29 protein-coding genes are annotated in these 26,424 nt (G+C 68.6%); 18 read left to right on the top strand and 11 right to left on the bottom strand.

Features of this window, described 5'->3' with window-relative positions:
• A partial coding sequence (gene msrA, locus IQ216_RS01815) for a peptide-methionine (S)-S-oxide reductase MsrA (protein ID WP_370566564.1) occupies window positions 1-375 on the bottom strand: 375 nt, incomplete at its 3' end.
• Between the two features lie 153 nt (window positions 376-528).
• Window positions 529-1,434, bottom strand: coding sequence for a GNAT family N-acetyltransferase (locus IQ216_RS01820; RefSeq protein WP_193814086.1), 906 nt, complete (start codon window positions 1,432-1,434; stop codon window positions 529-531).
• On the opposite strand from IQ216_RS01820, the gene IQ216_RS01825 reads away from it, so the two are divergent.
• The 8 genes from IQ216_RS01825 to IQ216_RS01860 all read left to right on the top strand — a co-directional run bounded on the left by IQ216_RS01825 (window position 1,420) and on the right by IQ216_RS01860 (window position 7,646).
• Window positions 1,420-3,156, top strand: coding sequence for an ABC1 kinase family protein (locus IQ216_RS01825; protein ID WP_370566558.1), 1,737 nt, complete (start codon window positions 1,420-1,422; stop codon window positions 3,154-3,156). The genes IQ216_RS01820 and IQ216_RS01825 overlap by 15 nt on opposite strands.
• A 103-nt stretch (window positions 3,157-3,259) precedes the next feature.
• Window positions 3,260-4,357: a transporter substrate-binding domain-containing protein gene (locus IQ216_RS01830; RefSeq protein ID WP_193814087.1), complete on the top strand. Its 1,098-nt coding sequence runs from the start codon at window positions 3,260-3,262 to the stop codon at window positions 4,355-4,357.
• 110 nt (window positions 4,358-4,467) lie between these two features.
• A complete protein-coding gene (locus IQ216_RS01835; protein ID WP_186699663.1) occupies window positions 4,468-4,923 on the top strand; it encodes a tellurite resistance TerB family protein in 456 nt (151 codons plus the stop codon).
• A gap of 131 nt (window positions 4,924-5,054) precedes the next feature.
• Complete coding sequence (locus tag IQ216_RS01840; protein ID WP_193814088.1) at window positions 5,055-5,480, top strand: cupin domain-containing protein; 426 nt, start codon at window positions 5,055-5,057, stop codon at window positions 5,478-5,480.
• 77 nt (window positions 5,481-5,557) lie between these two features.
• Window positions 5,558-6,481, top strand: coding sequence for an MBL fold metallo-hydrolase (locus tag IQ216_RS01845; protein ID WP_370566560.1), 924 nt, complete (start codon window positions 5,558-5,560; stop codon window positions 6,479-6,481).
• Window positions 6,482-6,522: 41 nt separating this feature from the next.
• Complete coding sequence (locus IQ216_RS01850) at window positions 6,523-6,780, top strand: hypothetical protein (protein WP_225875849.1); 258 nt, start codon at window positions 6,523-6,525, stop codon at window positions 6,778-6,780.
• Window positions 6,781-6,918: 138 nt separating this feature from the next.
• Window positions 6,919-7,293, top strand: coding sequence for a DUF1830 domain-containing protein (locus tag IQ216_RS01855; protein WP_228007015.1), 375 nt, complete (start codon window positions 6,919-6,921; stop codon window positions 7,291-7,293).
• 107 nt (window positions 7,294-7,400) lie between these two features.
• Window positions 7,401-7,646 carry a glypican gene (locus IQ216_RS01860; RefSeq protein WP_228007016.1) on the top strand — a complete coding sequence of 82 codons (246 nt, stop codon included), beginning with the start codon at window positions 7,401-7,403 and terminating at the stop codon, window positions 7,644-7,646.
• Between the two features lie 626 nt (window positions 7,647-8,272).
• Here the strand turns inward: IQ216_RS01860 and IQ216_RS01865 are convergent.
• The 5 genes from IQ216_RS01865 to IQ216_RS01885 all read right to left on the bottom strand — a co-directional run bounded on the left by IQ216_RS01865 (window position 8,273) and on the right by IQ216_RS01885 (window position 11,207).
• Window positions 8,273-8,620 carry a hypothetical protein gene (locus tag IQ216_RS01865; protein ID WP_228007017.1) on the bottom strand — a complete coding sequence of 116 codons (348 nt, stop codon included), beginning with the start codon at window positions 8,618-8,620 and terminating at the stop codon, window positions 8,273-8,275.
• On the bottom strand, window positions 8,599-9,360 hold the full coding sequence (locus IQ216_RS01870) for a fatty acid desaturase (RefSeq protein WP_228007018.1): 762 nt from the start codon (window positions 9,358-9,360) through the stop codon (window positions 8,599-8,601). The genes IQ216_RS01865 and IQ216_RS01870 overlap by 22 nt, the downstream gene beginning before the upstream one ends.
• A 34-nt stretch (window positions 9,361-9,394) precedes the next feature.
• Window positions 9,395-10,348, bottom strand: coding sequence for an orange carotenoid-binding protein (locus IQ216_RS01875; RefSeq protein WP_193814091.1), 954 nt, complete (start codon window positions 10,346-10,348; stop codon window positions 9,395-9,397).
• A 71-nt stretch (window positions 10,349-10,419) separates the two neighbouring features.
• Window positions 10,420-10,947 (bottom strand): superoxide dismutase [Cu-Zn] SodC, encoded by a 528-nt coding sequence (gene sodC, locus IQ216_RS01880; RefSeq protein WP_370566561.1) that lies wholly within the window; start codon window positions 10,945-10,947, stop codon window positions 10,420-10,422.
• Between the two features lie 8 nt (window positions 10,948-10,955).
• A complete protein-coding gene (locus tag IQ216_RS01885; RefSeq protein ID WP_225875854.1) occupies window positions 10,956-11,207 on the bottom strand; it encodes a chlorophyll a/b-binding protein in 252 nt (83 codons plus the stop codon).
• Between the two features lie 109 nt (window positions 11,208-11,316).
• On the opposite strand from IQ216_RS01885, the gene IQ216_RS01890 reads away from it, so the two are divergent.
• Complete coding sequence (locus tag IQ216_RS01890) at window positions 11,317-11,628, top strand: hypothetical protein (protein WP_193814093.1); 312 nt, start codon at window positions 11,317-11,319, stop codon at window positions 11,626-11,628.
• A gap of 19 nt (window positions 11,629-11,647) precedes the next feature.
• Here the strand turns inward: IQ216_RS01890 and IQ216_RS01895 are convergent, their stop codons facing one another.
• Entirely contained in the window at window positions 11,648-12,058 is a 411-nt protein-coding gene (locus IQ216_RS01895) for a DCC1-like thiol-disulfide oxidoreductase family protein (RefSeq protein ID WP_370566562.1), read from the bottom strand.
• A 118-nt stretch (window positions 12,059-12,176) separates the two neighbouring features.
• Here IQ216_RS01895 and hemJ point away from each other — a divergent pair, with 118 nt between their 5' ends.
• Genes hemJ through IQ216_RS01910 form a run of 3 tightly spaced genes read left to right on the top strand, consistent with a single transcriptional unit; the run spans window position 12,177 to window position 14,010 of the window.
• Window positions 12,177-12,752: a protoporphyrinogen oxidase HemJ gene (gene hemJ / locus IQ216_RS01900; protein WP_193814094.1), complete on the top strand. Its 576-nt coding sequence runs from the start codon at window positions 12,177-12,179 to the stop codon at window positions 12,750-12,752.
• An 8-nt stretch (window positions 12,753-12,760) separates the two neighbouring features.
• The gene (locus IQ216_RS01905) at window positions 12,761-13,438 is read left to right on the top strand and encodes a PHP domain-containing protein (protein WP_228007019.1); all 678 of its coding nucleotides are present in this window, start codon (window positions 12,761-12,763) and stop codon (window positions 13,436-13,438) included.
• A gap of 29 nt (window positions 13,439-13,467) precedes the next feature.
• A complete protein-coding gene (locus tag IQ216_RS01910) occupies window positions 13,468-14,010 on the top strand; it encodes a hypothetical protein (RefSeq protein ID WP_193814095.1) in 543 nt (180 codons plus the stop codon).
• Window positions 14,011-14,012: 2 nt separating this feature from the next.
• Here IQ216_RS01910 and cobN read toward each other — a convergent pair whose 3' ends face one another.
• Window positions 14,013-17,825, bottom strand: a complete 3,813-nt coding sequence (cobN, locus tag IQ216_RS01915) for a cobaltochelatase subunit CobN (RefSeq protein WP_193814096.1) — start codon at window positions 17,823-17,825, stop codon at window positions 14,013-14,015.
• Window positions 17,826-17,893: 68 nt separating this feature from the next.
• On the opposite strand from cobN, the gene IQ216_RS01920 reads away from it, so the two are divergent.
• The 3 genes from IQ216_RS01920 to IQ216_RS01930 are packed head-to-tail and all read left to right on the top strand — an operon-like array spanning window position 17,894 to window position 22,878.
• The gene (locus IQ216_RS01920; RefSeq protein ID WP_193814097.1) at window positions 17,894-18,811 is read left to right on the top strand and encodes a branched-chain amino acid transaminase; all 918 of its coding nucleotides are present in this window, start codon (window positions 17,894-17,896) and stop codon (window positions 18,809-18,811) included.
• Window positions 18,812-18,835: 24 nt separating this feature from the next.
• Window positions 18,836-22,546 carry a methionine synthase gene (gene metH, locus IQ216_RS01925; protein ID WP_193814098.1) on the top strand — a complete coding sequence of 1,237 codons (3,711 nt, stop codon included), beginning with the start codon at window positions 18,836-18,838 and terminating at the stop codon, window positions 22,544-22,546.
• Between the two features lie 59 nt (window positions 22,547-22,605).
• A complete protein-coding gene (locus IQ216_RS01930) occupies window positions 22,606-22,878 on the top strand; it encodes a DUF4090 family protein (RefSeq protein WP_193814099.1) in 273 nt (90 codons plus the stop codon).
• A gap of 44 nt (window positions 22,879-22,922) precedes the next feature.
• Here IQ216_RS01930 and IQ216_RS01935 read toward each other — a convergent pair whose 3' ends face one another.
• Window positions 22,923-23,150 carry a hypothetical protein gene (locus IQ216_RS01935; RefSeq protein WP_193814100.1) on the bottom strand — a complete coding sequence of 76 codons (228 nt, stop codon included), beginning with the start codon at window positions 23,148-23,150 and terminating at the stop codon, window positions 22,923-22,925.
• Window positions 23,151-23,293: 143 nt separating this feature from the next.
• On the opposite strand from IQ216_RS01935, the gene IQ216_RS01940 reads away from it, so the two are divergent.
• Window positions 23,294-23,686 carry a DUF2237 family protein gene (locus IQ216_RS01940; protein WP_370561684.1) on the top strand — a complete coding sequence of 131 codons (393 nt, stop codon included), beginning with the start codon at window positions 23,294-23,296 and terminating at the stop codon, window positions 23,684-23,686.
• 22 nt (window positions 23,687-23,708) lie between these two features.
• Here IQ216_RS01940 and IQ216_RS01945 read toward each other — a convergent pair whose 3' ends face one another.
• Window positions 23,709-24,455, bottom strand: coding sequence for an SDR family NAD(P)-dependent oxidoreductase (locus IQ216_RS01945; RefSeq protein WP_193814101.1), 747 nt, complete (start codon window positions 24,453-24,455; stop codon window positions 23,709-23,711).
• Window positions 24,456-24,539: 84 nt separating this feature from the next.
• Between IQ216_RS01945 and IQ216_RS01950 the strand changes: the two genes are divergently transcribed.
• Both IQ216_RS01950 and IQ216_RS01955 read left to right on the top strand, forming a co-directional pair.
• A complete protein-coding gene (locus tag IQ216_RS01950; RefSeq protein ID WP_193814102.1) occupies window positions 24,540-25,484 on the top strand; it encodes an NAD(P)H-dependent glycerol-3-phosphate dehydrogenase in 945 nt (314 codons plus the stop codon).
• Between the two features lie 2 nt (window positions 25,485-25,486).
• On the top strand, window positions 25,487-26,386 hold the full coding sequence (locus tag IQ216_RS01955; protein WP_193814103.1) for a PhzF family phenazine biosynthesis protein: 900 nt from the start codon (window positions 25,487-25,489) through the stop codon (window positions 26,384-26,386).
• The last annotated feature ends 38 nt before the right edge of the window (window positions 26,387-26,424 follow it).

A 26,424-nucleotide genomic window follows, 5' to 3' on the forward strand; every position in this document is an offset into this window, starting at 1 on the left:
TCGGTACTGCTCTCCCACATCGGGCCCCTGGCGGTTCACCTCGGTGGGGTCGTGGGCCACGGCGAAGAACACCTTCAGCAGTTCCCCGTAGCTCACCTGGCCCGGGTCGTAGGTGATGCGGATGCCCTCCGCATGGCCGGTGGTGCCCTGGCTCACCTCGGCGTAGCGGGCCGTGGCGCCGGAGCCGCCGGCATAGCCGGTCTCGACGCTGTGGACCCCCCGCACCTCTTCAAAGATCGCCTCCATGCCCCAGAAACAGCCCCCCGCCAGCACGGCTGTCTGGTCGGGGCCGGGGCGACGGCCCGGATCCAGGGCCGGATCGGGCAGGGCGGCGGCGCTGGCGGCACCGGGGCGCAGGGGCAGCTGGCCTAGCATCAGCAGCGGCAGCACCAGCAGCCCAGCCAGGCCGGCGCCGAGTGAGGCCAGAAGTGGCCATCCCATCTTGAGCCGGGGCATGGTGATCCCTGAATCCTGTCTCTGGTCTACAGCCGGAATCGCGTGGCGGATTGGCGGCAGGCACCGGCTGTCTCAGCCCAGCTCCAGGCAGGCCAGGCCGTAGACGTCGCCCAGTCCCACCCGCGGTGGCTCCCCCCGGTACATGCGCAGCACGGTGCTCAGGGGTTGGAAGCCGAGCCGCCGCATCAGCGGATCCCCGTGGGGATTGGCGCCCGGCACATCGATCAGCACCACGCCGGGGTGACGGGCCAGCATGCCGAGCAGCAGCCGTTCGGCCAGCGCCGGGCTGTCGGCCAGCAGGGGGCCGATGCGCCAGCCCGTTCCCCGCCGCAGCAGGCAGGGCCGGATCCGGCCGAAGCCGTGGCACTGGCCCTGCCGGTCGATCAGGGCCAGCACGCTGCCGGCCTCCTGGCCCAGCCAGTCGGCCAGAAAGTGGGGGCGTGGGCTCGGTTCGCGCAGGGCGTCGTAGGCCTGCACGGCCCGCCGCGGCAACCGCTTCCCCTGCACCAGGTCGAGGCCGTCGTGGGGATCGATCGGGCGCTCGTCTCCCGTCGCCATCACCTGCCAGCGCCGGGTGGGGGAGGCCGGCCGGAAGCCCCAGCCGCGGTAGTCCTCCACCCGCTCGGGCGCCGCCTCCAGGCCGATGCAGGGCAGGGCAGCCAGGTGGGCCATGGCGGTGCGCCACAGGTCGAGGCCGTGGCCCCGGCTCCGCTGGGCCGGATCCACCAGAAACAGCCCGATGAAGCCGTAGCTGGCGTTGTAGCGCACGCCGGCGATGCAGCCGATCGGCCGCTGGTCGAGCTCCTTCACCCACAGTCCCTGGCGGTCGGTGTGGCGGAAGCTGGCCACATCTCCTTGGCCGGGACAAAATCCCTCCTCGCGGGCCCAGGCCACCACCTGGGGAATGTCCCGGGGAGCCAGCGGCCGGATCAGGCCTGGAGCCCTGACGCTGCCGCCATCAGCTTGGCGCTCGATCATGCCTCGCCCATCGCAGGCCTGCCCGGGCTCTCCAGCCTGCTCCCAGCCGCCACCATGGCGGCAGTGTCGGCCAAGCCCCCCATGCTGAGCGGCTCCTCCCGCGCCATCGAGATCGTCAAGGTGGTGTCCCAGCACCAGTGGGACTATCTGCTCGGTCTGCTGAGCGCCCAACTCGGGACCGCCGCTAACACCCAGCCGAGCCTGCCGGCTCCGGAGGTGCTCTGCCGCATGCTCACCGAGCTGGGGCCCGTGTTCGTGAAGGTCGGCCAGCTGCTCAGCACCCGCCCGGACCTGCTGCCAGACCCCTATGTGCGGGCCCTGGCGCGGTTGCAGAGTTCCGTGCCCCCGGCCCCCTGGAGCGAGGTGGAGCAGCGCCTGCTGGAGCAGTGGCAACGGCCGCCCAGTGAGGTGTTCGCCAGCTTTGCCACCACCCCGTTGGCGGCGGGCAGCATCGGCCAGGTGCACCGGGCTGAGCTGGCCGATGGCCGCTCCGTGGCCGTGAAGGTGTTGCGGCCCGGCATCGAGCGCCAGGTGGAGGAAGACGGCCAGCTGCTGCGCCAGATCGCCGCCCTCGCCGCCCAGACGCCGCTGGGGTCGAGCTACGACCTGCCGGGCCTGGCGGAGCAACTGGTGGCCTCCCTCGAGGGCGAGATCGACTTCCGCCGCGAGGCGGGCAACACCGAACGACTGGCGGACGTGCTGAAGCGCTCCAGCTTCGTGGGGGATGGCCGGCTGCGGGTGCCGGGGCTGTTCCGGGAGTTCAGCGGCCCGGCGGTGCTGGTGCTGGAGTGGCTGACGGGAGACCCGATCCTCAGCCAGGAGGCGCGCTCTGCCCTGGAACAGCGCGCCGGGGGTGTCGAGGCCGCCACCGATGCCCTGCTCGGGGCCTTCGTGGAACAGTTCTTCGTGGAGGGTTTCTTCGACGCCGATCCCCATCCGGGCAACCTGATGGTGGCCAGCGACGGCACGATCACGATCCTGGATCTGGGCATGGTGGGCAGCTTCGACCCCCGCACCCGCACCCTGGTGCTGGATCTGGTGCTGGCCCTGCTCAACGAGGATCCGGCCCGCGCCACCGATCTGCTGGTGCAGCTGGCGCCGCCCAAGGCCAGCACCGCGGACCGGCGCGGCCTGCGGCGGCAGCTCGACCAGCTGATCCGCGCCAACTTCGCCAAGCCGTTGCAGCAGCTCAACTTTGCCCACTTCCTGGCCGATCTGCTGCAGATCGCCAGCAACTCGGGCCTGCAGGTGCCCGGCAACCTCGGCCTGTTCGTGAAGGCCATCACCAACCTGGAGGGGGTAGGGCGGGCGCTGACGCCGGAGTTCAACTTCAGCGAGGCGATGAAACCTCTGGTGAGCCGGCTGATGGCGCGAGCCCTGCTGCTGCCCCAGCAGCGGGTGATGCAGTTCGGCCTCGATCTGCGCAGCCTCCTGCTCGAATCCCCGCGCCAGCTCAGCGGCCTGCTGCAGCGCTTCAGCGGCGATGAGCTGGTGTTTGCCTTCCAGCTGCAGGGCCTGGATCGGCTGCTGGCCAACCTCGACGTGCTGTCGCGCCGCATTGCCCTGGCGATCCTGGTGGCCGCTCTGTTGATGAGTGCCACGGTGATGGCCACCCAGTCGGAACTGCAGGTGCTGCGCCAGCTGAGCCAGGGGTTGTTCGTGGCCGCCAACGTACTGGGGGTGTGGCTGGTGGTCTCGCTGATGCGCTCCGGCCGCCGCTGAAGCGCTGCTGCTGAGCCGGCTCGCGGCCCTTAGGGTCGCCAGGGTCGCGACAGCTGTTGTGTTGAACATCCCCGGCCGCGCCGCCTCCCTGCTCTGTCGTGCGTTGGTCGGGGCCGCGCTGCTACTGCCAACCGCCCTGGGGCTGCAACCTGCCTCAGCCAGGCCCCTGCGGGTGGGGATCAGCGGCAACGCGCCCTTCCTGATCCGGCGGGGGGATGTGCTGGAAGGCATCACACCTGATCTCTGGCGCGTGGTGGCGGAGGAGAACAGCTTCCAGGCCGAGCTCGTACCGAAGGCGAACACCGCCGCCAACCTCAAGGCCCTGGAGCGCGGTGAACTCGACCTGGCGATCGGCCCGATCAGCATCACCCCTGAGCGCCTCAGCAGTGGGGCCATCGAGTTCACCCAGCCCTACTTCTTCGGCCAGGTGGGCGTGCTGGTGCCCCTGCGGGATGGGGGGCTGTGGGCGCGAGTGAGGCCCTTCTTTCAGGTGGCGGCGCTGTCGTCGATCGGGCTGCTGCTGCTGTCGCTGTTCGTGGTGGGCAACCTGATCTGGCTGGCGGAGCGGCGCCGCAATCCAGAGCATTTCCCACCCAACTACCTCCACGGGGTGGGCAACGGACTCTGGTTTGCGATCGTCACGCTCACCACGGTGGGCTACGGCGACCGGGCCCCGGTGACTCGTCTGGGCCGGGTGATTGCCGCGGTGTGGATGATGATCACTCTGCTGGCCGTGTCCTCGATCACCGCCGGCCTGGCCTCGGCCTTCACGGTGTCCCTGGCCCGGGTGCCCGGTGGCGGCATCCAGTCGGTGGAGGGCCTGCGCAACCGCCCCGTGGCCGTGGTCAAGGGCACCACCAGTGAGAAGTGGGGGCGTCTGAGCGGGGCCAGCCTCAGCCAGCAACCCACCCTGCAGGCGGCGGTGGCCAAGCTCGCGGCCGGCAAGGTGGATGCCGTGATCTACGACTCGCCAGCCCTGCGCTATTACCTCAGCCAGAATCCCCGGCTGGATCTGAAGCTGGCGCCGTTCAGCCTGGCCCAGGAGACCTACGGCTTTGCCATGCCGCTCAACAGCCCCCTGGAGAAGCCCCTGGACGTGAGCCTGCTGCGGCTGCTGCGCTCCGGCCAGATCGAGGCGTTCTACCAGGGCTGGGTCGACGGCCCCACGGACGATGCAGCGCCGGGTCGAGGGGTGGGCTGAGTATTCCTCTTCATTGTGGCGGCATGGTCTGCATCGCTACCGCCAAGGGCTGTGGCCCAGGTCTTGGCTGGAGTTCTCCCTGGAACCAGGGCCCTTCGCCGTCGCTCCCCATGACCTCCACGCTCAGCTCTCCCACGGCCCTGGACACCACAGCGCCCCTCGATCCCGCCGTGGCCTTCGTGGCCCTGGCCCTGGCGGCTGTCTCCTGGGACGGCAGCCTCACCATGGCCGGCTCCAGGGCTCTGCGGCATGCGCTCGACTACCGCCATCCCTACCGCGATTACACCCCTGAGCAGATGGTGGGCCTGATGGATGGCCTGATGGCCACCCTGCGCCGCGATGGTCCCCAGCACCTGATGGTGCGTGCCGCTGAGGTGCTCAACGCCGGCCAGCGCGCCACCGCCTATGCCGTTGCGGCGGAGATCATGCGCTCCGATGGCCCCCTGGAAGACGACGAGCGCAACATCCTCAGCAACCTGGCCGCCACACTCCAGCTGGGCGACGCCGTGACGATCCCGGTGCACGCGGCGATGGATTTGCTGCATGCCGATCTCGACATGGCCTGAGTGCCCGCTTGGCCCACTCCCCCGCCGTGTGGAAACCGTCACAGGCCAGGGGAGTTGGCCCATTGGGTATCAGCTAATGCGACATCAAGGCCGAACTGGTCGCGAAACTTCACGCACTTGTGATTTCGTTGATGTCCCTTGCGCGCCAGGTGGAACTCCTGCCCTTCGCCGGCAGCCGTTCCGGCCAAGCCTTTCTCTCCAGACCCCAGCCCTGTGATGAAACGTTGATCGCCGAGATCAGCCCCCAGGCGGCCTGTGAGCTCTTCTGCCATCGACAGCAGACCGATCAGCTGATGGTGCTGCGCGGCTGCATCGACCTGGTGGTGCTCCAGGAAAGGAGCCTGAGACGCATCAGTCTGCGGGAAGACGAAGGCGTCTGGGTGCGCATCCCCCCCGGCGTTCCCCACGGCGCCATCAACCGCGGGCGCACCCCAGCTCTGCTGGTGAACGCGGTGCTGCGTCACGGCCCCAGCGATCCCCGTGATTACCTGCCCAGGCGCGTGCCGGAATCGCTGCAGACCCAATGGCAGGCCCTGCGGGAGGAAGCTTGGGGCTGAAATCGCAGAGCCCCGGCGGCCTCAGCTCTGCGGAGTCCGGCCGCCGGGAGAATGGTGCTTCTCTCTGTCTTACAGCCGTGCCGCCCCGCTCCCGCTGGCTGCCTGCCCTCGCCCTCAGTGCGGCCCTGGCCGTGGGGCTGCTCAGTCCATGGCACAGTGCCTGGCTGCGCAGTGCTCATGGCGCAGCAGCCGAAGCCTTTCTGGCCTCACCCGTGCGAGGGGCAGTGGCGGTGATCGGCGGCGAGGGCGGCAACATCGCCGTGCTCACCGGAGCCGAGGGCACTCTCCTCGTGGATGCCAAGTTCGAGCGTCTGGGCACCGCCGTGCGCGCGGCGGTGAGGGCCCTGGGAGGCAGCGACCCCGCCTGGCTGATCAACACACACTTCCACTTCGATCACACCGACGGCAATGCCGGCTTCGCCCGCACCGGCGCCCGCATCGTGGCCCACCAGAACGTGCGTCGCCGCCTGGCGGAGGGCTCCAGCATTCCGGCCTTCAACCTGGTGACCGCTCCGGCTCCAGCGCAGGCCCTGCCTGTGGTGAGCTTCGAGCAGAGCCTGCAGCTCTCGCTCAACGGCGAACAGCTGGATCTGGAGTACCTGCCGGCGGCCCATACCGATGGTGACGTGCTGGTGCGCTTCGAGCAGGCGGATGTGATCCATGCCGGGGATGTCTGGTTCAACGGCATGTATCCCTTCATCGATGCCGGCAACGGCGGCACCCTGGCGGGGGCGATTGCCGGCGTCGATCGGGTCCTGGCCCTGGCCGGGCCCGACACCCGCATCATTCCGGGCCATGGCAGCGTCGGCAGCCGCGACGACCTCGCCACCTACCGGGCCATGCTCGCCACGGCCCAGCAGCGCCTGACGGCTCTGAAGCAGCAGGGGGTCGGGGCCGACCAGGCTGTGGCCGCCAAGCCCCTGGCCGACCTCGAGCAGCGCTGGGGGCAGGGGCTGTTCAGCGGTGATCGCTGGATTGAGGTGCTCTGGCCGGCTCTTTGAGGCATGCTGAGGACAACCTTCTTCCTTTGCTGCTGCGACCCGTGCTGCGACCTCTCCTGCCTCGCTCCCTGGCCACTCTGCTGGCCTGCTCGGGCCTGGCCCTGATCGCCCCTCCGGCCATGGCCCAGAAAGTGGTGCCCAAGATCGGCACCATCTGCCCGCTGGGCTATGTGGATCTGTTCAACGGCAAGTGCAGCAACCTGGGGGCCTTCAACTACACGGTCACGCCCACCAACGGCAAGGCGTGCCTGGAGGGCTGGATGAACGTGGGTGGTGGCTACTGCCGCAGGAAGAACTGACCACATCCCTCTGTGGGGGTGCCACCAAACAGCCCGTTTGCCCATGAGTGCAGTTGCTCATCGGGCTGATTCGGTGCGCGTTACCACGGATTTGCCTGGGGCAGACCCGAAACAGTGGTGTTCCAGGCGCGTGGACCCATGCTCGAACCGATGCTCGACTGTGGCTACCGCAATGAGCGCTCCCACCTGGTGATGCTCTGCTGCAGCGGATCGGCTGGCTTCGCCCTGGAGAGGGTGATTTTCCCCTTTGAGCTGCTCACCTTCCATGCCCCCGCCGGCGCCACGGTGCTGATCTATGGGCCCGCTCCCCAGGAGCCGGAGTTGCTCGAGAGCTGTGGCGTGGAAACGCTGTTGCTGGGGCTGGATGCCGCCGGGCAGCACCCGCTGCTGCCGCCGAGCATGGCGGCCCTGTTGCAGGACCTGCGCCAGCGCTACCTGCAGGACCCCAGTGAGGAAAACCGTCGCCACCTGGTGCAGTTCGAGCAGACCCTGCGCCACAGCCTGCCCACCTGAGGCCCCCTGGCCACCGCCCTGCAGGCGGTGCGGTTCACCGTCCCAGGGGCAACGCAAGCCACGGGGAGTGCAGAGCAGAATGGATCCATCGATGGGCTAAGGGTGCCATGGCCTCGCTTCAATCGCTCCGGCATGGTCCCCCATCGGCCCTCGTGGCCCCTGTGCTGAGCCTGGCGGCCGTGGGTGCCGTGGTGGTGATCCCTCTGGTGGCGCTGGCGGCCATTCCCCTGCTGGTGGCCACGATCCTGGCAGCCGGTGGGGTGCTGGTGTTCGGTCTCACCATCTGGGCCTCGATCGAGGGCCTGGCTGCCCTGGAACGCTGGCTGGAAACTGATCAGCGCTTCCAGAAGTAAGCCGGCCTGGCTTGTTGGCGCCGCCGCAGTTCGACCTGGAAGGCCTGGCCCAGCTGCCGAGCCTGATGCTGGCGCCAGCGCTGATGCCAGCCCACTAGCTTGAGGGCCACAAGCCCGCACCAGAGCAGTAGGGCGGGGGAGGCGAAACCAAGCTGGCCATGGGTCATAGGGCCATTCTGGTCGGCTGGGTTCCCCTCTGCCGCTGGGCGGTTTGTTGCACTGGTCAGCACAGCTGTGAGCGTTTTCGAACAGGTGCGGTTACCTTTGGGCCTCTTCAGCTACCGGAGTCAGCCGGAAGCCCATGACAGGCACCACTGCCGTTGACCTGCAGGGACTCACCCGATGGCCTGGCCGAGCTCGCCCCAAAGCTCAGTCAGCCTCAGCCTCAGCCCGGCTGCGTCGCTCCAACCGCGAGGAGGCGCTTCGGCAGATCGACCTTGCCACCCTCGCTCAGGCGTTTCTCAGTCGGGAGGCGGTTTACCTGGGTCGTGGAGATTTCTGGCGCTGGGAGTTGGATGGCATCCCCCTATGGCTGGTGCCCCAGCTCCGGGACCTGGGTTTTCTGCCCTGATCAGGCCACTCCGATGGGCTCTGGGGAGTCTCCCCAGGTCCGTCAGAGGGGGGGGTCAGAAGCGCGACATCGCTGTGATCTTGGCCAGCTTCTGCGTCTCGAGACCGTCGAGTTCGCTCAGGTCAAGCAGGCCATCCTTCACCAGGCTGGCAAACACAAACAGGATGCCCTGCAGGCGGAAGTCGAAGCGACCTTCCATGGTGTGGCGCTCAATGCTGAGGTAGTCGTGCAGACGCCATACGGTGTCGGCGCTCTCCAACTCCTCCACACTCGCCCTCACCCTGGCGATCAGCTTGGCGATGGCGCGGCGGTAGGCCCGATCAAAGGCTTCGCGGGCGATTGATTGCTCGGTCTCTGTCCATCCCTCCAGGGTGGTCTCTATCACGGCAAGCGGTCCGAGCAATTCCTTGTGTCCAAGGATACCGAGCCTGCGCCGCCCGACGCGAGTCGCTGCCGGGGCAGGGCAAACCAGGGGACGGTGGGCGCCTCATGGTGTTCCCGGTGGTAGCCGAAGTGATAACAGGCCAGTAACGATGCCCAGACCGGCAGATCCAGGCTGGTGGCACCACCGGAGCCGGAACGCTGCTGGCGATGGGGCAGATAGGTGCCCACCAGGAACAGCTGCAGGGAGCTGAGCAGCAGGGGCAGGGTGCAACAGAGCAGCACGCTGTGGGCCGCCCGGTCCCAGCCCAGCCCAGCCAGGCTGTGCAGCAGCACGGTGAGCCCCATCCAGCCCACCAACAACCTGGCCATCTGGCTGCTGGAGAGGTAGCCCCCCATGAAGCGGCCATACCAGCGCAACGGGCCGGCGTGGGGATCCGGGTGGAAGTCCGGGTCTCCAGGAGTCGCTTCCTCGCGGTGATGGCGCAGGTGATTGCGGTGGCAGCGGCCGTAGGGAAGGGCGGCGTAGAGCCCCAGGCTGGCGGCTCCGAGCCGGTCATTCCAACGGGGATGTTCCGGCAGCAGAACACCGTGCATGGCGTCATGTCCCACGATGAACAGACCCGTCTGGGCCAGGGTGCGGGCCATCACCGCCAACGCGAGCAGCCCCCCAGCCAGCCCCAGCGCGTCAAGAGCGACCAGGGCGAACAGGGCGACAAGGCTGAGCAGCCAGCCCAGCACGATCCCAGCGGCGAGAAGCAAGCCCCTGCAACTGGTGCCACTCACAGCGATGGGCTCAAGGGGCGAACTTCAGCAGCTCAGCCGGTGAGGCCAGCAGGTCGATCGCCACGAAGTAGATCTTGCCCTCGGGATCGAGCAGAAAACGCCAGGCCACGTTCATGCCCACTCCAGCTCCGAACCAGGGGGTCTGCACCTTGCCGGTGACCTTGATCTGGGTGAAATTGCCGTCGGCGGGCTCGGCGTAGCCCCGCTCAGGCAGCAGCCGCAGGTTCTGGCAGTCTTCCCGGAAGAAGCGCAGCACGGCATCGCTGCCCACGATGGGCTTCTGGAACGGCGGCTGCAGGGCTCCGTCAGGCAGGAAGAGCTGGATCAGGTTGTCAAAGTCGTTGGCATTCAACAAGTCCATGTAGCTGTTCACGGTGGGGTTGATCACCCCCTCGATGAACACCTTTTTGCGGCTGTCTTCGGGAGTGGGGGCCACCACGGGTTCCATCACCCGCTGGCCTTCACCCTTGGCCGGGTCAAAGCCCATGTCCACCACAAAGTTGCGCAACAGGGTGATCTGCTGGCCCTGATCCACTTCCTTGAGGGAGCTGAGGACGGCCACCGCGTTGGCCGAAAGGCTGTAACCCTCGGGAATCGGAGCCACCAGGCCCGCGGCCATCCACTCGCCAAGCTGATACCAGAAGCCCAGCTTGATGTTCACAGACCAATTCGCATAGGTGCGGCAGATCGGTGAATCCGTGCGGTTGGTGAGATCGCACATCACCTGGCTCTGCTCGGCGAAATTCATCGCCTTGATTTGATTGAGCACTCCTTCCGCGAACTGCATTCTGGCGGCGCCAGGAGCCGCGATCGTGATGGTGCGCCCCATCTCGAGATAGGCGAACCAGATCAGTGCCAGCTGGTCCTCTGCACTCAGGAGACGAAAGCGGGCGGTGATGGCAGGCACCACATCCGCCTTGAGTGTCTCCGGAAAGATGCTGGTGGCCTTTTCAATTGTGAACATGTTGATCACACCCAAAGGTTGCTGTTACCCGGGTCCACCCTAGGGCTCCGAGTGCAACCTTTCAGCCCGGCTCAGGCGGGCACCACCGCACAGGCGATACGGGCTCCACCACCCCCAAGCGGCGGCGTGTCGGTGTAAGTGTCCCCGCCGGCATGCACGATCAGGGCCTTCGAGGCCAGGTCGCTCACCTGCAGCCGTGGGGCACGCACCGCCTCGTGGGCCCTGCCATCGGCAGCCACAATCAGGCGGCTCAGGTCGCCGCGGTGGCCGTTGCCGTTGGGGCCGTCATGGTGGCCGCTGCCGTCCGGATCCCAGTGGCCGCCAGCGCCGAGGCCAGCCACAGGCCCTGCCTCACCCATGCCGGGTTCACAGCTGCCGAGGGCATGCAGGTGAAAGCCATGCTCCCCGGGGGGCAGGCCCGCCAGCGCGGGTTGGATCTCCAGGCCCCCGGGCGTGTCGCGCAGGCTGAGGCTGCCGATCGGATCGCCCACGCCCGTGGCATCAATGCGGCGCAGCTCCAGCTGGAGGTCGGTGGCCAGGGCCGGGGCGGGCACCAGCAGCAGCAGGGCCACCAGGCAGGCGAGCATGCCTTGGATCATGGCCGGCATCAGCCCAGATACCAGCGCAGCACTGCGGCCAGCTGGCCCACGATGCCCTCGCCGCTGAGCCGTTCCCCCACCACGGCCGCTAGGAAGCCGAGCATCGCCACCCGGCCGTTGAGCCGCTCCACGCCGCTGAGGGCAGAGACATTCCATGGCCGGTTGGTGGTGAGACCTTCGCCGAAACGCTCCACCGGCTCGTAGCTGAACGCCTCGGAGCCCGCCGGCGGGATGTACTGCTTCATCTTCTCTGTGACCATGGACTGGACCTGTGCTGGCGTGGAGCCTAGGGCCCATTCCAGTGGGCTAGACCCATTCCAGTGCGCTAGAGGTGGGGCCAATGTGCCTGGCTGATTCTCCTTGCCGCCCATGGAACCCCTCAGCAAGCAGCAGATCCTGGCCAGCGGCAGCCTCTGGGTGGCGGTTGTGCTGAACCTGGTGCCGGGGCTCGGCACGGGCTACATCTACCAACGGCGCTGGAAGGCCTACTGGATCACCTCAGCCCTGGCCACGGCCTGGTTCGTGGCCGGGGCCCTGCAGGCCCAGGGATTCGACCCGGTTCTGCAGCCTGATCTGATGCAACGCAACCAGCTGATCGGCCTGGGTGGGTTTCTTGTGCTGGCCGGCGTCACCGCCTGGGAGGCCGCCGCCGCTGCAGGCAAGGCCCGCGCTTCTTCCTGAGGCCGTTCACTCTGAGGCCTCAGCCGCTCTCGGCCAGGCCCTCGCTCTCTGGATCCACCGGCAGGCCGCGCCAGCCGAGGGCGAGGCGCCGGGCCAGCAACAGCCCCGGGTAGAGCATGCGGCTGCGTTGGCTGTCGGCCATCAGCGGGGCCAGCACCTGCAGCAGAGCCGCGCTGGGTTCCATTCGCTCGCAGATCCAGGCGATTGCCTCCGCGCCATGCCACACCCTGGATCCTTCCAGCACCATGGCACCGTCGCGCAGGTGATACCCGCGGGCGCCCAGCTGCCGGCGCAGGGCCGTGTCGGCCCGTCCATCGCGGATCTCGAGGCGGGGGATGCCGCTGCGCAGCTCGCTCAGTTCAGCGAAGTGGCGGCAGAAGGGACAACCCCCATCGAAGACCAGCACGATCGGGGAGGCTGGCTCTATCACGGTCTGCTCCAGACAGCTCCCATGCTGGCGATCAGCTGACCCGTTCGGAGGCCACCGGCCGTCGCCGGTGGTGCCCCCTACTCTGAACAAGCCCCACCAGTGCGGCATGTTGCTCGCCATGACCTGGCCTCCTGAGGCCTACCTGTGGTTCAAGACCCTCCACATCGTGGGAGTGGTGGTGTGGTTCGCCGGGCTTTTTTATCTGGTGCGGCTGTTCATCTACCACCGTGAGGCGGAGGTGTTGGAGCCGCCCCTGCAGCAGGCCTTCCACCAGCAATACAGCCTGATGGAGCGGCGCCTGGCCAACATCATCACCACCCCGGGGATGGTCGTGGCGGTGGTCTGTGCGGTAGGGCTGCTGCTGGTGAATCCCGCCTGGCTGCAGCAGGGCTGGATGCACGCCAAGCTGGGTTTCGTGGTGGCGCTGCTGGCTTACCACGCCTTCTGCTACCGGCTGATGGGTCAGCTGCAGCGCCAGGACTGCCAGTGGAGCGGCCGTCAGTTGCGGGCCCTGAATGAACTTCCCACCCTGCTGCTGGTGGTGGTGGTGATGCTGGTGGTGTTCAAGAACCAGTTCCCCACCGGAGCGGCCACCTGGTTCCTGGTGGCCCTGGTGGTGGCCATGGCGGCCTCGATCCAGTTCTATGCCCGCTGGCGGCGACTCAGGGCTGAGCAGCTGGCCGGCGGGGCCTGAGCGGGGTGATGGCGATGCGCTCCGGCAGCCTGATCCGATCGCAGCATCCCCTGGCGGCGGTGCTGGCCGATGTGGAGCCCAGCAGCTGTCCCAGCAAGCTCAACTTTCATTGCCACACCACCTGCAGCGACGGCAGTCTCAGTCCGGGTGGCCTCGCCGAGCAGGCCCTGGCCATCGGCCTGGAGCACCTGGCCGTCACCGACCACCACGCCCTCGGCTCCTACCCACTGGTGCTTGAGGCGTTTCAGGCGGCAGAAGCCGCCGGGGTCCGTGCCCCGACCCTCTGGCGGGGGGTTGAGATCAGCTGCCTGCTGGAGGGTTGCCTGGTGCATGTGCTTGCCCTCGGCTTCGCCGAACAGCACCCCAGCCTGGCGCCCTACCTGCTGGGCCAGGCCGTGGTGGGTCCTGAGTTGCGGGCCGCCGCCGTGGTGGAGGCGATCCATGCCGCAGGGGGCCTGGCCTTGCTGGCCCATCCGGCCCGTTACCGGCTGCCCTTCCAGCGGCTGATCGCCGCGGCGGCCGAGCTCGGTTTCGATGGCGCTGAGGCCTGGTACGACTACGGCATGCAGCCCCGCTGGCAGCCCACCCCGCTCGTCTGCGTGGCGATCGCCAGAGACCTGCTGGCCCGGGGCCTATTGATGAGTTGTGGTACGGATACCCATGGCCTGCACCTCCATGGCCGCTAGGGTCTGTAGAAGCATTCTCTTGGTAGTCGATGGGTCTGTTTGATCGCCTGTTCTCTTCCGGCTCCGATGCGAAGAGCGCCCCAGTCACCAAGCGCCAGCCCGCCAAGAAGACGGAGGCCATGTTCCTGGACGCCGACGCCTCCAGCAGCCTGGGCGACGTCAACCTGATGAAGCGCTCCAACACCATTCGCCACACCTTCCCAGGCAACGCCGACAACCCCGGCAACAAGGAGATGGTGGTGGAGGTCTCCTCGATGGAGACCAAGCTCGACAGGATGTCCGAAGGCATGCCCGGCGGTGTCGCCTCTGATCAGCGGCTGAACCTCTCCGGAGGCGTGCCCACGCCGGTGAAGAAGACCTTCCCCCAGCAGATGTCCGCGGCCCAGCTGGACCAGCGCAAGAAGGGCTCATCCGCAGGGGTGAACGTGCCCGGGGGGCCTGCGGCCATGAAGCAGGAGAAGGAGGAGGCCGCCGCCGCCAAGACCGCCCAGCCCCAGATCACCCAGCAGCCCACGGGCAAGCCCGGCGCCATCGATCCCTTCCGCCAGATGGTCAAGGACCTCAACAGCTGAGCTCAGGCCTGCTCGATGCTGGCTTCGCTGCTCAGCACCAACTGCCTGAGGTCGGCGAGCTGGCTGTCGCTGGCCCCCTCCCAGAGGCCGCGGTGGTGGGCTTCCAGCAGACGTTCGCCCATGTCCCGCAGCGCCCAGGGGTTGTGCTGCTCCAGGAAGGCGTGCACCTGGGGATCCTGCAGCCAGCGCTCGCAGATCGCTCCGTAGCTCCAGTCCGGCACCCGGCCGGTGCTGGCGTCGTAGGCGAACAGGTAGTCGAGGCTGGCGGCCATCTCGAAGCCGCCCTTGTAGCCGTGCTGGCGCATGGCGTCGATCCAGCGGGGGTTGAGCACCCGGCTGCGCAGCACCTTGTCGAACTCCTTCTCCAGCCGGTGCAGGCGGGGGCGTGAGCTGCGCGAGTGGTCGCCGAACCAGAGTGCCGGTGCCCGGCCCTGCAGGCCCTCGGCAGCGGCGCTGAGGCCCCCCTGGAACTGGTAGTAATCATCGGAGTCGAGCAGGTCGTGCTCGCGGTTGTCCTGGTTGTGCAGCACTACCTGCACGGCCCGCAACCGCTGCTCCAGGCCACCCCGGTCTGGGCGGGCCGCCAGGCCAGCAGCTGGGGCTCCGCCTGTTGTGGCGTCTGCGGGGCCATAGCGCCAGCTGCTCCAGGCCAGGAAGGCCTCCCCCAGATCGCTCCGCTGCTCCCAGGACCCGCTGTCGATCAGGCCCTGCAGGCCGGCGCCGTACGCCCCCGGGGCGGAGCCGTACACTCGGGCGCTGTGGCCCTCGCGCCGGGCTGCCTCCGCCAGGGGGTTGGCGCTCCCGTCCTCATCCAGGCCGGCTACCAGGGCCGTGGCCCGGTTGACCCAGGCCACCAGCTGGGGGAAGGCGTCGCGGAACAGGCCTGAGATGCGCAGGGTCACATCCACCCGGGGGCGCCCCAGCAGGGACAGGGGAATCACCTCCACATCCACCAGCCGGCGGCTGGGGCCGTCCCAGACCGGCCGCACCCCGAGCAGGGCCAGGGCCTGGGCGATGTCCTCGCCGCCGTTGCGCATCGTGCTGGTGCCCCACACCGAAAGGGCGAGCTGGCGCAGCGGCTCCCCCTCGTCCTGGAGGTGCAGTTCGAGCAGCAGCTCAGCGCTGCGGCGGCCCAGGTCCCAGGCGGCCTCGGTGGGCAGGCCGCGCAGATCCACCGAGTAGAAATTGCGGCCGGTGGGCAGCAGGTCGGGCCGGCCGCGGGTGGGGGCGCCGGCCGGGCCCGCGGCGATGCGCTCGCCGGCGATGCCCCCCAGGAAGGCCTGCTTCTCCGCGTCGGCGCAGGCCAGCAGGCGTGGCAGGAGTTGCTGGCGCAGGTGCTGCAGGGTCGCCTGAGTGCTCTCACCGATCACGAGGCCCCCCACCGCTGGCTGGGGTGCCTCCTTGCCGCGGTTGGGCGAATCGTCCAGCTCTTGCTGGCAGAGCTCCAGGGCGTGCTCCTCCAGCCAGGCCACCGCATCGCCCACGCTTCTCAGGGCCGTGGCGTTGCCAGCAGCGCGGGCCAGCAGGCGCTGGCCGTCACCGGTGGGCAGGGGCAGCTCCTCGGGATCGGCCCAGGGATCGAGCTCCAGCCCCAGATCCCGAGCCAGGGCCTGGGTGAGGCCCGCCACCCCGGCTTGGGGGGGCCTGGCCAGGCAGAGCAGCAGCTCCGCCAGGGGCGCCTCGGCGGGGAGCTGGCCGTAGGTGTGCAGCCCCAGGCGGATCTGGGCCTCCTTCAGCTCGCACAGGTAGCCGTCCGCAGCCTCCAGCCGAGCCTCCAGCTCCGCCTCCCTGCGCTCCTCCACGTTCCCCAGGGGCAGCTCCAGGGACTGCAGCCGCTCCAGCAGCGTGGCCCTTAGCGGTACGCGTCGCTCGCTGCCCAGCTGGCAGGCCTCCCAGTACTCATCCAGCAGGGCCTCCAGCTGCTGCAGCTCACCGTGCAGGCCGGCCCGGCCCAGGGGCGGGGTGAGGTGGTCGAGGATCACCGCCTGGCTGCGGCGTTTGGCCTGGGAGCCCTCGCCGGGGTCGTTGACGATGAAGGGATAGAGGTGGGGCATCGGCCCCAGGGCCCACTCCGGATAGCACTGATTCGAGAGGCCCAGGCCCTTGCCGGGCAGCCATTCCAGGTTGCCGTGCTTGCCCACATGCACCACCACATGGGCGCCGAAAAGCTCCCGCAACCAGAGGTACTGGGCCAGGTAGGCGTGGGTGGGCGGCAGATCGGGAGAGTGATAGCAGAGGCTGGGGTCGCGGTCGTAGCCGCGCTCGGGCTGGATCAGCACCACCACGTGGCCGAAGCGCAGCCCCCGGATCGGAAAGGCCAGCCGCCCGTTGCGGCCCTGCACCAGGCCGGCGTCCTGGCCGGGTAGCCCCCACACCGCCTCCAGCCGCTTGCGGCCCTCAACCGGCAGCTCGCCATACCAGGCCTCGTAGTGCTCCAACGGCAACTGGTCGAGGGCGGGGCGGTGGCCGCTCTCGGCGTCGTTGGTGAGGCCTGCCAGCAGCTGCTGGATCAGGCCGTCGCCGTCCTCGGGCAGGGGGCCGTCACCAAGGCTGAGGCCCGCGTCCCGCAACCAGCGCAGCATCAGGGCGGTGGAGGCCGGTGTGTCCAGCCCCACGCCATTGGCCAGGCGGCTGTTGCGGTTGGGGTAGTTGGCCAGCACCAGGGCCACATGGCGCTCCTGGGGCGCCGTGCGACGCAGCGTCACCCAGCGGGCCGTGAGGGCGGCGATCCAGTCGAGCCGTTCCGGGTCCGGGTGGTACCCCTGCAGGGCCGAGGCCAGCTGCTCACTGGCCCGGCGCGTCTGCTTGAAGGCCCCCACCCGGGTGGTGATGCGGCCGTCCAGCTCCGGCAGAGCCACCTGCAGAGTGAGATCGGTGGGGGCCATGCCGATGCTGCTGGCCTGCCAGTCCTGACGCGGCCGGCTGCTGCAGAGCAGCTGCAGCACCGGCACGGCCAGGGCCTCCCACAGCGGCGCGCCCAGGCCGGCCTCCTCGAACTGCACCGAGGCGAAGGAGGTGCTGCACAGCACGGCCTCCACCGCCTCGCGGCCCAGCAGATCGGCCACCCCCCGCTGCACGGCCGGCTCGCGCAGACCACTCACCCACAGACCCCGGGGGCAGAGGCCCTGGCGCCGCAGGGCCGCCAGGCAGCTCTCCATGAGGTCCACATCGCCGGCCTGCAGCAGGGCGCGATAGGCGATCACCCCCACCCGCGGTCCGCCTTCGTCGCGCCAGTCGTGGGGCGTGGGGTCCGGCAGCGGCTGCGGCACTGGGGTCGCCGGCACCTGCCCCCGGGCCAGCGCACCGAGGGCAGCCAGCACCAGCCGCACGTTGGCCGCTCCGCCCTCGCGCAGGCAGCGCCCCAGGGCCAGGGCCAGCTCGGGGTCCACCGTTCCGCAGCAAGCCAGCGCCTGCTCATCCTCCGCCGTGCCGGCCAGCACCACCAGCTGCCGTGGAGCCAGCCTGCTGGCCCCCTGGCCGCCCGGAGCCAGGCTCCCCTGTGCCCAGAGCCTCAGCTGGTCGAGCCCGTAGCTCCAATGGCCGCGCCCACCCAGCAGACGCACCACCACCAGCCGGGCGTGGCGGACGGTGCTGGAGAGGTAGTGGTCGATCACGGCCGGGTGGGCCAGGGCCGCCAGGTTTAGGCCCCGCAGCTCGGCCCCCACCAGTGCCGGCTCAGCGGACAGCACCCGCTCGATGCTGACCAGATCGGTGTCGGCGCTGGTGAGCAGCAGCACCGGGGCCGCGGGCTGCTCCACATAGGCGCCAGCTTCAGCCTGTTCCGATCCCCCCGGTTGCGCCGCCAGCCTGTGCATGCCCCCCATCCTGCTGGCTGCAGTGAGAAGATCGGGGCACCCAGGCCCTACCCGCAGCCCGCGCACCCATGCATCAGTTCCTGCCCTATGCCTGGTTCGGTGGTAAGGTTTTGCGCTTCGAGGACGCGACGCTCTCGGTGGCCACCCACGCCCTGCACTACGGCACGGGGGCCTTCGGCGGCATGCGCGCCCTGCCCAATCCGGCCGACCCCAGGGAGATTCTGCTGTTCCGGGCTGATCGCCATGCCCGGCGCCTGAGCCAGAGCGCACGGCTGCTGCTCACCGAYCYGCCTGASGCCACGATCCMCGAGGCCATCGTGGCCTTTCTGCAGGCCAACCAGCCCAGCTGCCCGGTGTATCTGCGTCCGTTTGTCTATACCAGTGACCTCGGCATCGCCCCGCGCCTGCACAACATCGAAACCAACTTCCTGATCTACGGGCTTGAGCTGGGCGACTATCTGTCGCCGGAGGGCGTGAGCTGCCGGATCAGTTCATGGACGCGGCAGGAGGATCGCTCCCTGCCCCTGCGCGGCAAGATCAGTGGGGCCTACATCACCAGCTCCCTGGCCAAGACGGAGGCCGTGCAGAGCGGTTTCGACGAGGCCATCCTGATGAACAGCCGCGGCAAGGTGAGCGAGGCCAGTGGCATGAATCTGTTCCTCGTCCGCGACGGCCAGCTGATCACCCCCGGGGTGGATCAGGACATCCTCGAGGGCATCACCCGCGCCAGCGTGATCGAACTGGCCCGCTCCATGGGCCTGGAGGTGATCGAGCGCGGCGTGGACAAGAGCGAGCTGTTCATCGCCGAGGAGGTGTTCCTGAGCGGCACGGCCGCCAAGGTGACGCCGGTGCGGCGGGTGGAAACCACCGACCTGCCCACGGAGCGCCCGGTGATGGAGCGGCTGCGAGAGCGGCTCGTTGCGATCACGGAAGGCCGCGATCCCGCCTATGAGCACTGGGTGACCCGCCTTCGCCTCGACAGCTGACGCCCCAGCCATGACCACGTCGCCATGACCCCAGCCCTGTCATCGAGTCCGGCCGCAGCGGCCGCTGCGGAGGGATCCAAGCCCCAGCGCCTGGGCTTCCTCGAGCGCCTGCACGCCCCTGAGCGCCCGGTGCTGGTGTTCGACGGTGCCACCGGCACCTCGCTGCAGCAGATGGACCTCACGGCCGAGGACTTCGGCGGTGCGGCCCTGGAGGGCTGTAACGAGTATCTGGTGATCAGCCGTCCGGATGCGGTGCAGGCCGTGCACCGGCAGTTCCTGGAGGTGGGCGCCGATGTGATCGAAACCGACACCTTCGGGGCCACCTCCCTGGTGCTGGCCGAATACGACATCGCCGACCAGGCCTTTGCGCTGAACAAGCGCGCCGCCGAACTGGCCCGCGAGGTGGCCGACGCCTACAGCACCCCCGACAAGCCCCGCTTCGTGGCCGGCTCCATGGGCCCCACCACCAAGCTGCCCACCCTTGGCCATGTGGACTTCGACGCCATGAAGGCCTCCTTCGCCGAGCAGGCCGAGGGATTGCTGGCCGGCGATGTGGATCTCTTCATCGTGGAGACCTGCCAGGACGTGCTGCAGATCAAGGCCGCCCTGCAGGGCATCGAGGTGGCCTTCGAGCGCACCGGTGAGCGCCGGCCACTGATGGTGAGCGTCACCATGGAAACCACCGGCACCATGCTGGTGGGCTCCGACATCGCGGCTGTGGTGGCGATTCTGGAGCCGTTCCCGATCGATGTGCTGGGCCTCAACTGCGCCACCGGGCCGGAGCAGATGAAGGAGCACATCCGCTACCTCAGCGCCCACAGCCCCTTCGTGGTGAGCTGCATCCCGAACGCGGGTCTGCCGGAGAACGTGGGGGGCGTGGCCCACTACCGGCTGACGCCGGTGGAGATGACGATGCAGCTGATGCACTTCGTGGAGGATCTCGGCGTGCAGGTGATCGGCGGCTGCTGCGGCACCACCCCGGCTCACATCGGTGCCCTCACCGAGATGGCGGCCAGCCTCAGGCCGGCGCCGCGGGCCGTGCGTACCCCCGAAACCCGCCACGCGCGGCCGCTGCTGCAGGTGGAGCCAGCGGCGGCCTCGATCTACGGCACCACGCCTTATCACCAGGACAATTCCTTCCTGATCATCGGCGAACGCCTCAACGCCAGCGGCAGCAAAAAGGTGCGCGAGCTGCTGGCCGAGGAGGACTGGGATGGCCTGGTGGCCGTGGCGCGCGGCCAGGTGAAGGAGAACGCCCACGTGCTCGATGTGAACGTGGACTATGTGGGTCGCGATGGCGTGCGCGACATGCACGACCTGGTGAGTCGGCTGGTGACCAATGTGAACCTGCCGCTGATGCTCGATTCCACCGAGTGGCAGAAGATGGAGGCGGGCCTGAAAGTGGCCGGTGGCAAGTGCATCCTCAACTCCACCAACTACGAAGACGGCGATGAACGCTTCTTCAAGGTGCTTGAACTGGCCCGCCAGTACGGGGCTGGCGTGGTGGTGGGCACGATCGACGAGGAAGGCATGGCCCGCACGGCGCAGCGCAAGTTCGCGATTGCCCAGCGCGCCTACCGGGATGCCCTGGAGTTCGGCATTCCGGCCCATGAGATCTTCTATGACCCCCTCGCTCTTCCCATCTCCACGGGCATCGAGGAAGACCGGGGCAATGCCATGGCCACGGTGGAGTCGATCTGCCTGATCCGCGAGAACCTGCCGGGTGTTCACGTGGTGCTTGGTGTGAGCAATGTGAGCTTCGGACTCTCACCAGCTTCCCGCATTGTGTTGAACTCGGTGTTTCTGCACGAGTGCTGCCAGGCCGGCATGGATGCGGCCATCGTGAGCCCGGCCAAGATCCTGCCGCTGGTCAAGATCAGTGAGGAGCACCAGCTGGTGTGCCGTGATCTGATCTACGACGAGCGCCGTTTCGAGAGTGACCAGCCGGGGGCCATCTGCACCTACGACCCCCTCACAGAGCTCACCACCCTGTTTGAAGGAGTGAGCGCCAAGGAGGCCCGCGCCTCAGGCCCTTCCCTGGCTGATCTGCCGGTGGAAGAGCGGCTCAAGCAGCACATCATCGATGGTGAGCGCATCGGGCTGGAGGGCTCGCTTGAAGAGGCCCTGCAGCGTTACCCGGCCCTGCACATCGTCAACACCTTCCTGCTCGATGGCATGAAGGTGGTGGGCGAGCTGTTCGGCTCCGGACAGATGCAACTGCCGTTTGTGCTGCAGAGCGCCGAAACCATGAAAGCTGCCGTGGCCACCCTGGAGCCCCACATGGAGCGGCTCGAAGGCGAGAGCTCCAGCAAGGGCAAGTTTCTGATCGCCACTGTGAAGGGCGATGTGCACGACATCGGCAAAAATCTCGTTGATATCATCCTCACAAATAATGGCTACGAAGTGATTAACCTGGGTATCAAGCAGAGCTGTGATGCAATCATCGAAGCTCAGCAGAAGCACCAGGCTGATTGCATTGCCATGAGTGGTTTGCTGGTGAAGTCCACCGCCTTCATGAAGGACAATCTGGCGGCCTTCAATGAGGTGGGCATCACTGCCCCGGTGATTCTCGGCGGCGCGGCGCTGACGCCCCGCTTCGTGCACGGCGACTGCCGCGCCACCTATGCGGGCCAAGTGGTGTATGGCCGTGATGCCTTTGCGGATCTGCGCTTCATGGACGCCCTGATGGAGGCCAAGGCGGCCGAGGACTGGGACGACCGGCAAGGGTTTCTCAACGGCACCCCGGAGGGTGTGGGCCTCAGTGACGGCCCGGCTGTGGAGCCCGGCGACAGCCCGTCCACCCGGCCAGATGACGGGGAAGCCACAGGTGCCGAGGTGGCGCCGGCAGAAGCCCTCCAGAAAGCCCAGGCGGGGCCCAACGATCACCGCTCCGACACCGTGCCGGAGGAGCAGGCCCTGGAACCGCCCTTCTGGGGCAGCCGCGTGCTCAGCGAGGCCGAGATTCCCCTGCATGAGGTGTTCGCCTATCTCGATCGCAACGCCCTCTTTGCCGGTCAGTGGCAGCTGCGCAAGACCCAGCAGCAGAGCCGCGAGGATTACGAGGCCATGTTGGTCGCCAAGGCGGAGCCGGTGCTGCAGCAGTGGCAGCAGCGCTGCCTCGAGGAGCAGCTGCTCACTCCCCGGGTGGCCTATGGCTATTTCCCCTGCGGCCGCCAGGGCAATGCCGTGCTGCTGTTTGCCCCCCGGAACCCCGCTCAGCAGCTGGGCCGCTTCGAACTGCCGCGCCAGCGCGGCGGCAACCGCTACTGCATCGCCGACTTCTACCGCGACCTGGCCAGCGGCCCCGCCGGCGAGCCCGTGGCCACCGACGTGATGCCGATGCAGGCGGTGACCATGGGCGAGCGGGCCAGTCATTTTGCCCGGGAGCTGTTCGCGGCCGACCATTACACCGACTACCTCTACTTCCACGGCCTGGGCGTGCAGATGGCCGAGGCCCTCGCTGAGTGGCTCCATGCCCGCATCCGCCGCGAGCTGGGCTTCGCAGCCCAGGAGCCCGAGGCGCTGCGTGACGTGCTCGCCCAGCGCTACCGGGGCAGTCGATACTCCTTCGGCTACCCGGCCTGTCCGAACGTGGCCGACTCGCGCCAGCAACTGGAGTGGCTCGGCGCCGAGCGCATCGGGCTGAGCATGGACGAGAGCGACCAGCTGGAGCCCGAGCAGAGCACCACGGCCCTGGTGGCCCTGCACAGCAAAGCCCGCTACTTCAGTGCCTGACGGCGCGCCAGGGGGCGCCTGGAGGCCCCGTAGCCTGGGGGCTCCTCCCTGGAGTTTCCATGGCGATTGCCGGTCCTGATGGTGTCGATGCCGCCATCCAGGCGGGAGTGGACCTGGACGGTTCACCCATCCCCGCAGGCATGCTCAGCCTCTACACAGAGGTGATGGAGCTCGAAAGCCGCCGGGCCCGCAGCGGCGTGACCAAATCAATGCGCAACCGGGTGGTCAAGACCGGCTCCAAGCATCTGGACCAGGCCAGCCTCGATGCCCGCCTCAAGGCGGCCGGTTGGGAGGGGCTGAAGGCCAAGGAGATCGCCTTCTTCTACGCCTGATCACAGCAGCTGGCGAGGCTGAGCGCCGGTGCTGGGCTCCGGCCTCAGCTGCACATCTCCTCGAGGCTGTCGATCACCTCCTGCTGGAACTCCTCCAGGTCAGAGGAGTCGCTGAGGTCGAGGCCCTCCCCTGCAGCGTTCTGGGTGAGCTCCTGGAAATGGAACGCCCCCTCCCCGTGGGCCAGGAACTCCATGGCGGAGGGTTCACCACTTTCTTTGTAGGCATCGCAGAGGGCCAGGAAGGCCGCATCCTCGGTGAATTCCCAGCTCATGTAGGGGGGCGCACAGAACGACGTTTGGATCGCGCTCTCCGACCTCTAACGCCTCCCCCCCGGAATCCGTCAACCATCTGGCCGAACTTTGCCGAGATGGCGGGCAGTCCGTCACATTCGCCAGACTGGTCAGCGCAGTCTGTTTGGACCACGTGACCCAGACCAGTACAAGGCCGGTGGCCGACCAGAACGTGCTCGGGGAGCCCCTGGAGCTGTGCAGCTGTGAGCCGATGACCGGCTGGTTCCGCGACGGCAACTGCCGCACCAACGGCGCCGACCTGGGCCGCCACACCGTGTGCTGTGTGGTCAACGAGGCCTTTCTCAACTACAGCCGCGCCCAGGGCAACGACCTGAGCACCCCGGCGCCGCAGTACGGCTTCCCCGGCCTGCGAGCCGGCGACCACTGGTGCGTCTGCGCACCGCGCTGGCTGGAGGCCTACGAAGACGGCATGGCGCCACCGGTGCGGCTGCAGGCCACCGAGGCCAGCACCCTGGAGGTGATCCCCTTGGAGGTGCTGCGTCAGCACGCCGCCTGAGCTGGCGCCCAGCCCGTTGTCGCTACCAGGGGATCGGCGCTCCATCCCAGGCCCAGAACCGCCCGCTCTGCTCCGGCCCCAGCCCCTCGAGCACATCGAGCAGGTGGCCAGCGGCCCGCTCGGGGCTGAACAGCCGCTCGGGGGGCACATTGGCCTGAAAGGGCCCTGAGAGGGCCGTGGCGGTGGTGCCGGGATGCAGCAGGCTGACGCAGCCGAGCGGCAGCCGCCGGCGCCATTCCAGGGCCAGGGTGTGCAACAGCTGATTCTGGGCGGCCTTGGCCGCCCGGTAGCCATACCAGCCCCCCAGGCCGTTATCGCCGATGCTGCCCACCCGGGCCGAGAGGCTGGCCAGATGAAACGGCTCCTGCTTCGGCAGGAACGGCTCGATCGCCTGGGCCAGCAGAATCGGGGCAAAGGCGTTCACCGCGAAGCTGCGCTCCAGGGTCGAGCGGCTCACCTGGGACAGCCGCTTCTCGGGCTGCAGCTCGGTGTCATGCAGCAGCCCGGTGCTGTTGAGCACGAGCCGTAGCGGTGGCCCCTCCGCCAGGTACTCGCCCAGCTGCTGCAGGCTGTGATCACAGGTCACATCCAGAGGCAGCCAGGCCACGGCAGGCTCAGCCGTGCGGCAGTCGCGCCGGGAGGCCCCCAGCAACTCCAGCCCCGGCGCACGGCGAGCCAGCTCCCGCAGCAGGGCCTGGCCGATGCCGCCGCAGCCCACCACCAGGGCCCGACCACACCAGGAGCGGAAGACGGAATCGGCACGGGCCATGGCGGCTCAGGAGAAGCGGGCCCGGGGGGGAGCCGAGGAGGCCCCATGGTGCCAACCTTGACGGCTCCCTCGCCGCGCTGCCCCATGCCCCTTCGCATCGCCGTGCTCGGCCGCGGAGCCTGGGGCCAGACCCTGGCTGAGCTGTGGCAGCAGCAGGGCCACAGCCTCAGCAGCTGGTCCCGGCGCGATGGGGTCGCCCCCGCCGGGGTGCTGCCTGGGGCCGATCTAGTGGTGGCGGCTGTGGCGATGGCGGGCATCGAAGGCCTGGCCCGCTGGCTTGGCCCCCACTGGCCCTCGGGCACGCCCCTGCTGAGCTGCACCAAGGGCCTCGACCTCGACCTGCTGGCCACTCCGAGCCAGCTCTGGCGCCGCCAGCTCGGCGCGGTGCCGCTGCTGGTGCTCAGCGGCCCCAATCTGGCTGCGGAACTGCGTCAGGGCCTTCCCGCCGCCGCGGTGCTCGCCAGCGACGACCTGCCGCTGGCCCAGCGGTTGCAGGCTGAGCTCAGCAGCAGCACCCTGCGCCTGTACACGAATCCCGATCCGATCGGCACCGAAGTGGCAGGGGCACTCAAGAACGTGATCGCCGTGGCGGCAGGCGTCGCCGACGGTCTCGCCCTGGGGGCCAACGCCCGGGCTGCCCTGCTGACGCGAGGCCTGGCTGAGATCGGCGTGGTGCTCGCCGGTCTCGGGGGCCAGCCCACCACCCTCTATGGCCTCGCTGGCCTGGGCGACCTGATGGCCACGGCCACCAGCGACCTCAGCCGCAACTACCGCAGCGGCCGGCTGCTCTCGGAGGGGCTGGCCCCGGCGGAGGTGGAGCGCAGCATCGGGGCCACGGTGGAGGGCCTGCGCACGGCCCGTGCGGCCCTGGTGCTGGCGGATCGCCATGGCTGGCAGCTGCCGATCACGGCCCAGGTGGTGGCTCTGCTGGATGGTCGCTGCAGTCCAGACCAGGTGGCCCAGGCGTTGATGCAGCGCCAGCTGCGGCCCGAGGTCCAGGGTCAGCCACAGCCACAGCCGTGGGCGTAGCCATGAAGCTTCCCGCCGTGCTGGTGGAGGCCTTTGCCTCAGGGCCCTGCAGCGGTAACGGAGCGGCTGTGGTGCTGGTCAACCAGCCGCTGCCCGACAGCTGCCTGCAGGGGCTGGCCCGCAGCCTCAACCAATCGGAGACCGCCTTCCTCTGGCGGCAGCAGCAGGAGTGGCTGCTCCGCTGGTTCACGCCCACCTGTGAGGTGGCCCTCTGTGGCCATGCCACCTTGGCGGCGCTGCTGGCCCTGGGGCACTGGGGCCTGGTGGTGCCGGGGTCGACGCTGCGCTTCCACAGCCTCAGCGGCCCCCTGGAGGCCAGGCTGCTCACCAGCCCCGCAACAATGGCGGCTGGCCTGGCTGCCGGCTGGATCGTGCTGCCCAGCAGTGGCCTGGTGCCTGCCCCGCTGCCCCAGGAACTAGGCAACCTGGTGAACACATGGCTGGCCTGCGGCGTTGAGGGCTACTGGACGTCCCCTCTCGGCTACACGGTGGTGCTGCTGCCGGCCTCTGCCCCCCTGGCCTCGGCCGTTCTGCCGGCCAGCGCTATTCCGCCCGGCCAACGCCCTGGACTGGTGCTGATGCAGCCGCTTGCTGCTGAGGGGCCGGCGGCGCCGGCGGTGCTCAACGAGACCTGCCGCTACCAGCTGCGGTTTCTGGCGCCCGGGCTGGGCATCGATGAAGACCCCGTCACGGGCTCTGCCCATGCGTTGGTAGCGCCCTGGTGGCAGCAGCAGCTGGGGCTGCCCAGGGTGGCGGGCTGGCAGTGTTCCCCCAGGCCGGGCGGCATGGTGTGCGAGGCCGCGTTTTCAGGCATGATCCGCTTGAGCGGATCGGGGCATCTCCTTTGGGACGGACACGTGCATCTCGGTTCTGGAGACAACTTTCCTGGCCGCTTGGGCTGAGGTTGAACAGCCCCTTCACCCGGCAGATGCTGGTGGCC

Origin of the sequence: Cyanobium sp. LEGE 06143 (assembly GCF_015207535.1) — a bacterium.
GTDB lineage: Bacteria > Cyanobacteriota > Cyanobacteriia > PCC-6307 > Cyanobiaceae > NIES-981.

Coding starts and splice junctions, on each gene's coding strand:
- IQ216_RS01945 (WP_193814101.1), bottom strand. CDS start 24,455: ATGGCCCGTGCCGATTCCGTCTTCCGCTCCTGGTGTGGTCGGGCCCTG.
- hemJ (WP_193814094.1), top strand. CDS start 12,177: ATGACCTGGCCTCCTGAGGCCTACCTGTGGTTCAAGACCCTCCACATC.
- IQ216_RS01910 (WP_193814095.1), top strand. CDS start 13,468: ATGGGTCTGTTTGATCGCCTGTTCTCTTCCGGCTCCGATGCGAAGAGC.
- IQ216_RS01840 (WP_193814088.1), top strand. CDS start 5,055: ATGTCCCTTGCGCGCCAGGTGGAACTCCTGCCCTTCGCCGGCAGCCGT.
- IQ216_RS01935 (WP_193814100.1), bottom strand. CDS start 23,150: ATGAGCTGGGAATTCACCGAGGATGCGGCCTTCCTGGCCCTCTGCGAT.
- IQ216_RS01855 (WP_228007015.1), top strand. CDS start 6,919: ATGCTCGAACCGATGCTCGACTGTGGCTACCGCAATGAGCGCTCCCAC.
- IQ216_RS01905 (WP_228007019.1), top strand. CDS start 12,761: ATGGCGATGCGCTCCGGCAGCCTGATCCGATCGCAGCATCCCCTGGCG.
- IQ216_RS01875 (WP_193814091.1), bottom strand. CDS start 10,348: ATGTTCACAATTGAAAAGGCCACCAGCATCTTTCCGGAGACACTCAAG.
- IQ216_RS01890 (WP_193814093.1), top strand. CDS start 11,317: ATGGAACCCCTCAGCAAGCAGCAGATCCTGGCCAGCGGCAGCCTCTGG.
- IQ216_RS01930 (WP_193814099.1), top strand. CDS start 22,606: ATGGCGATTGCCGGTCCTGATGGTGTCGATGCCGCCATCCAGGCGGGA.
- IQ216_RS01950 (WP_193814102.1), top strand. CDS start 24,540: ATGCCCCTTCGCATCGCCGTGCTCGGCCGCGGAGCCTGGGGCCAGACC.
- cobN (WP_193814096.1), bottom strand. CDS start 17,825: ATGCACAGGCTGGCGGCGCAACCGGGGGGATCGGAACAGGCTGAAGCT.
- IQ216_RS01955 (WP_193814103.1), top strand. CDS start 25,487: ATGAAGCTTCCCGCCGTGCTGGTGGAGGCCTTTGCCTCAGGGCCCTGC.
- metH (WP_193814098.1), top strand. CDS start 18,836: ATGACCCCAGCCCTGTCATCGAGTCCGGCCGCAGCGGCCGCTGCGGAG.
- IQ216_RS01885 (WP_225875854.1), bottom strand. CDS start 11,207: ATGGTCACAGAGAAGATGAAGCAGTACATCCCGCCGGCGGGCTCCGAG.
- IQ216_RS01860 (WP_228007016.1), top strand. CDS start 7,401: ATGGCCTCGCTTCAATCGCTCCGGCATGGTCCCCCATCGGCCCTCGTG.
- IQ216_RS01835 (WP_186699663.1), top strand. CDS start 4,468: ATGACCTCCACGCTCAGCTCTCCCACGGCCCTGGACACCACAGCGCCC.
- IQ216_RS01820 (WP_193814086.1), bottom strand. CDS start 1,434: ATGATCGAGCGCCAAGCTGATGGCGGCAGCGTCAGGGCTCCAGGCCTG.
- sodC (WP_370566561.1), bottom strand. CDS start 10,947: ATGATCCAAGGCATGCTCGCCTGCCTGGTGGCCCTGCTGCTGCTGGTG.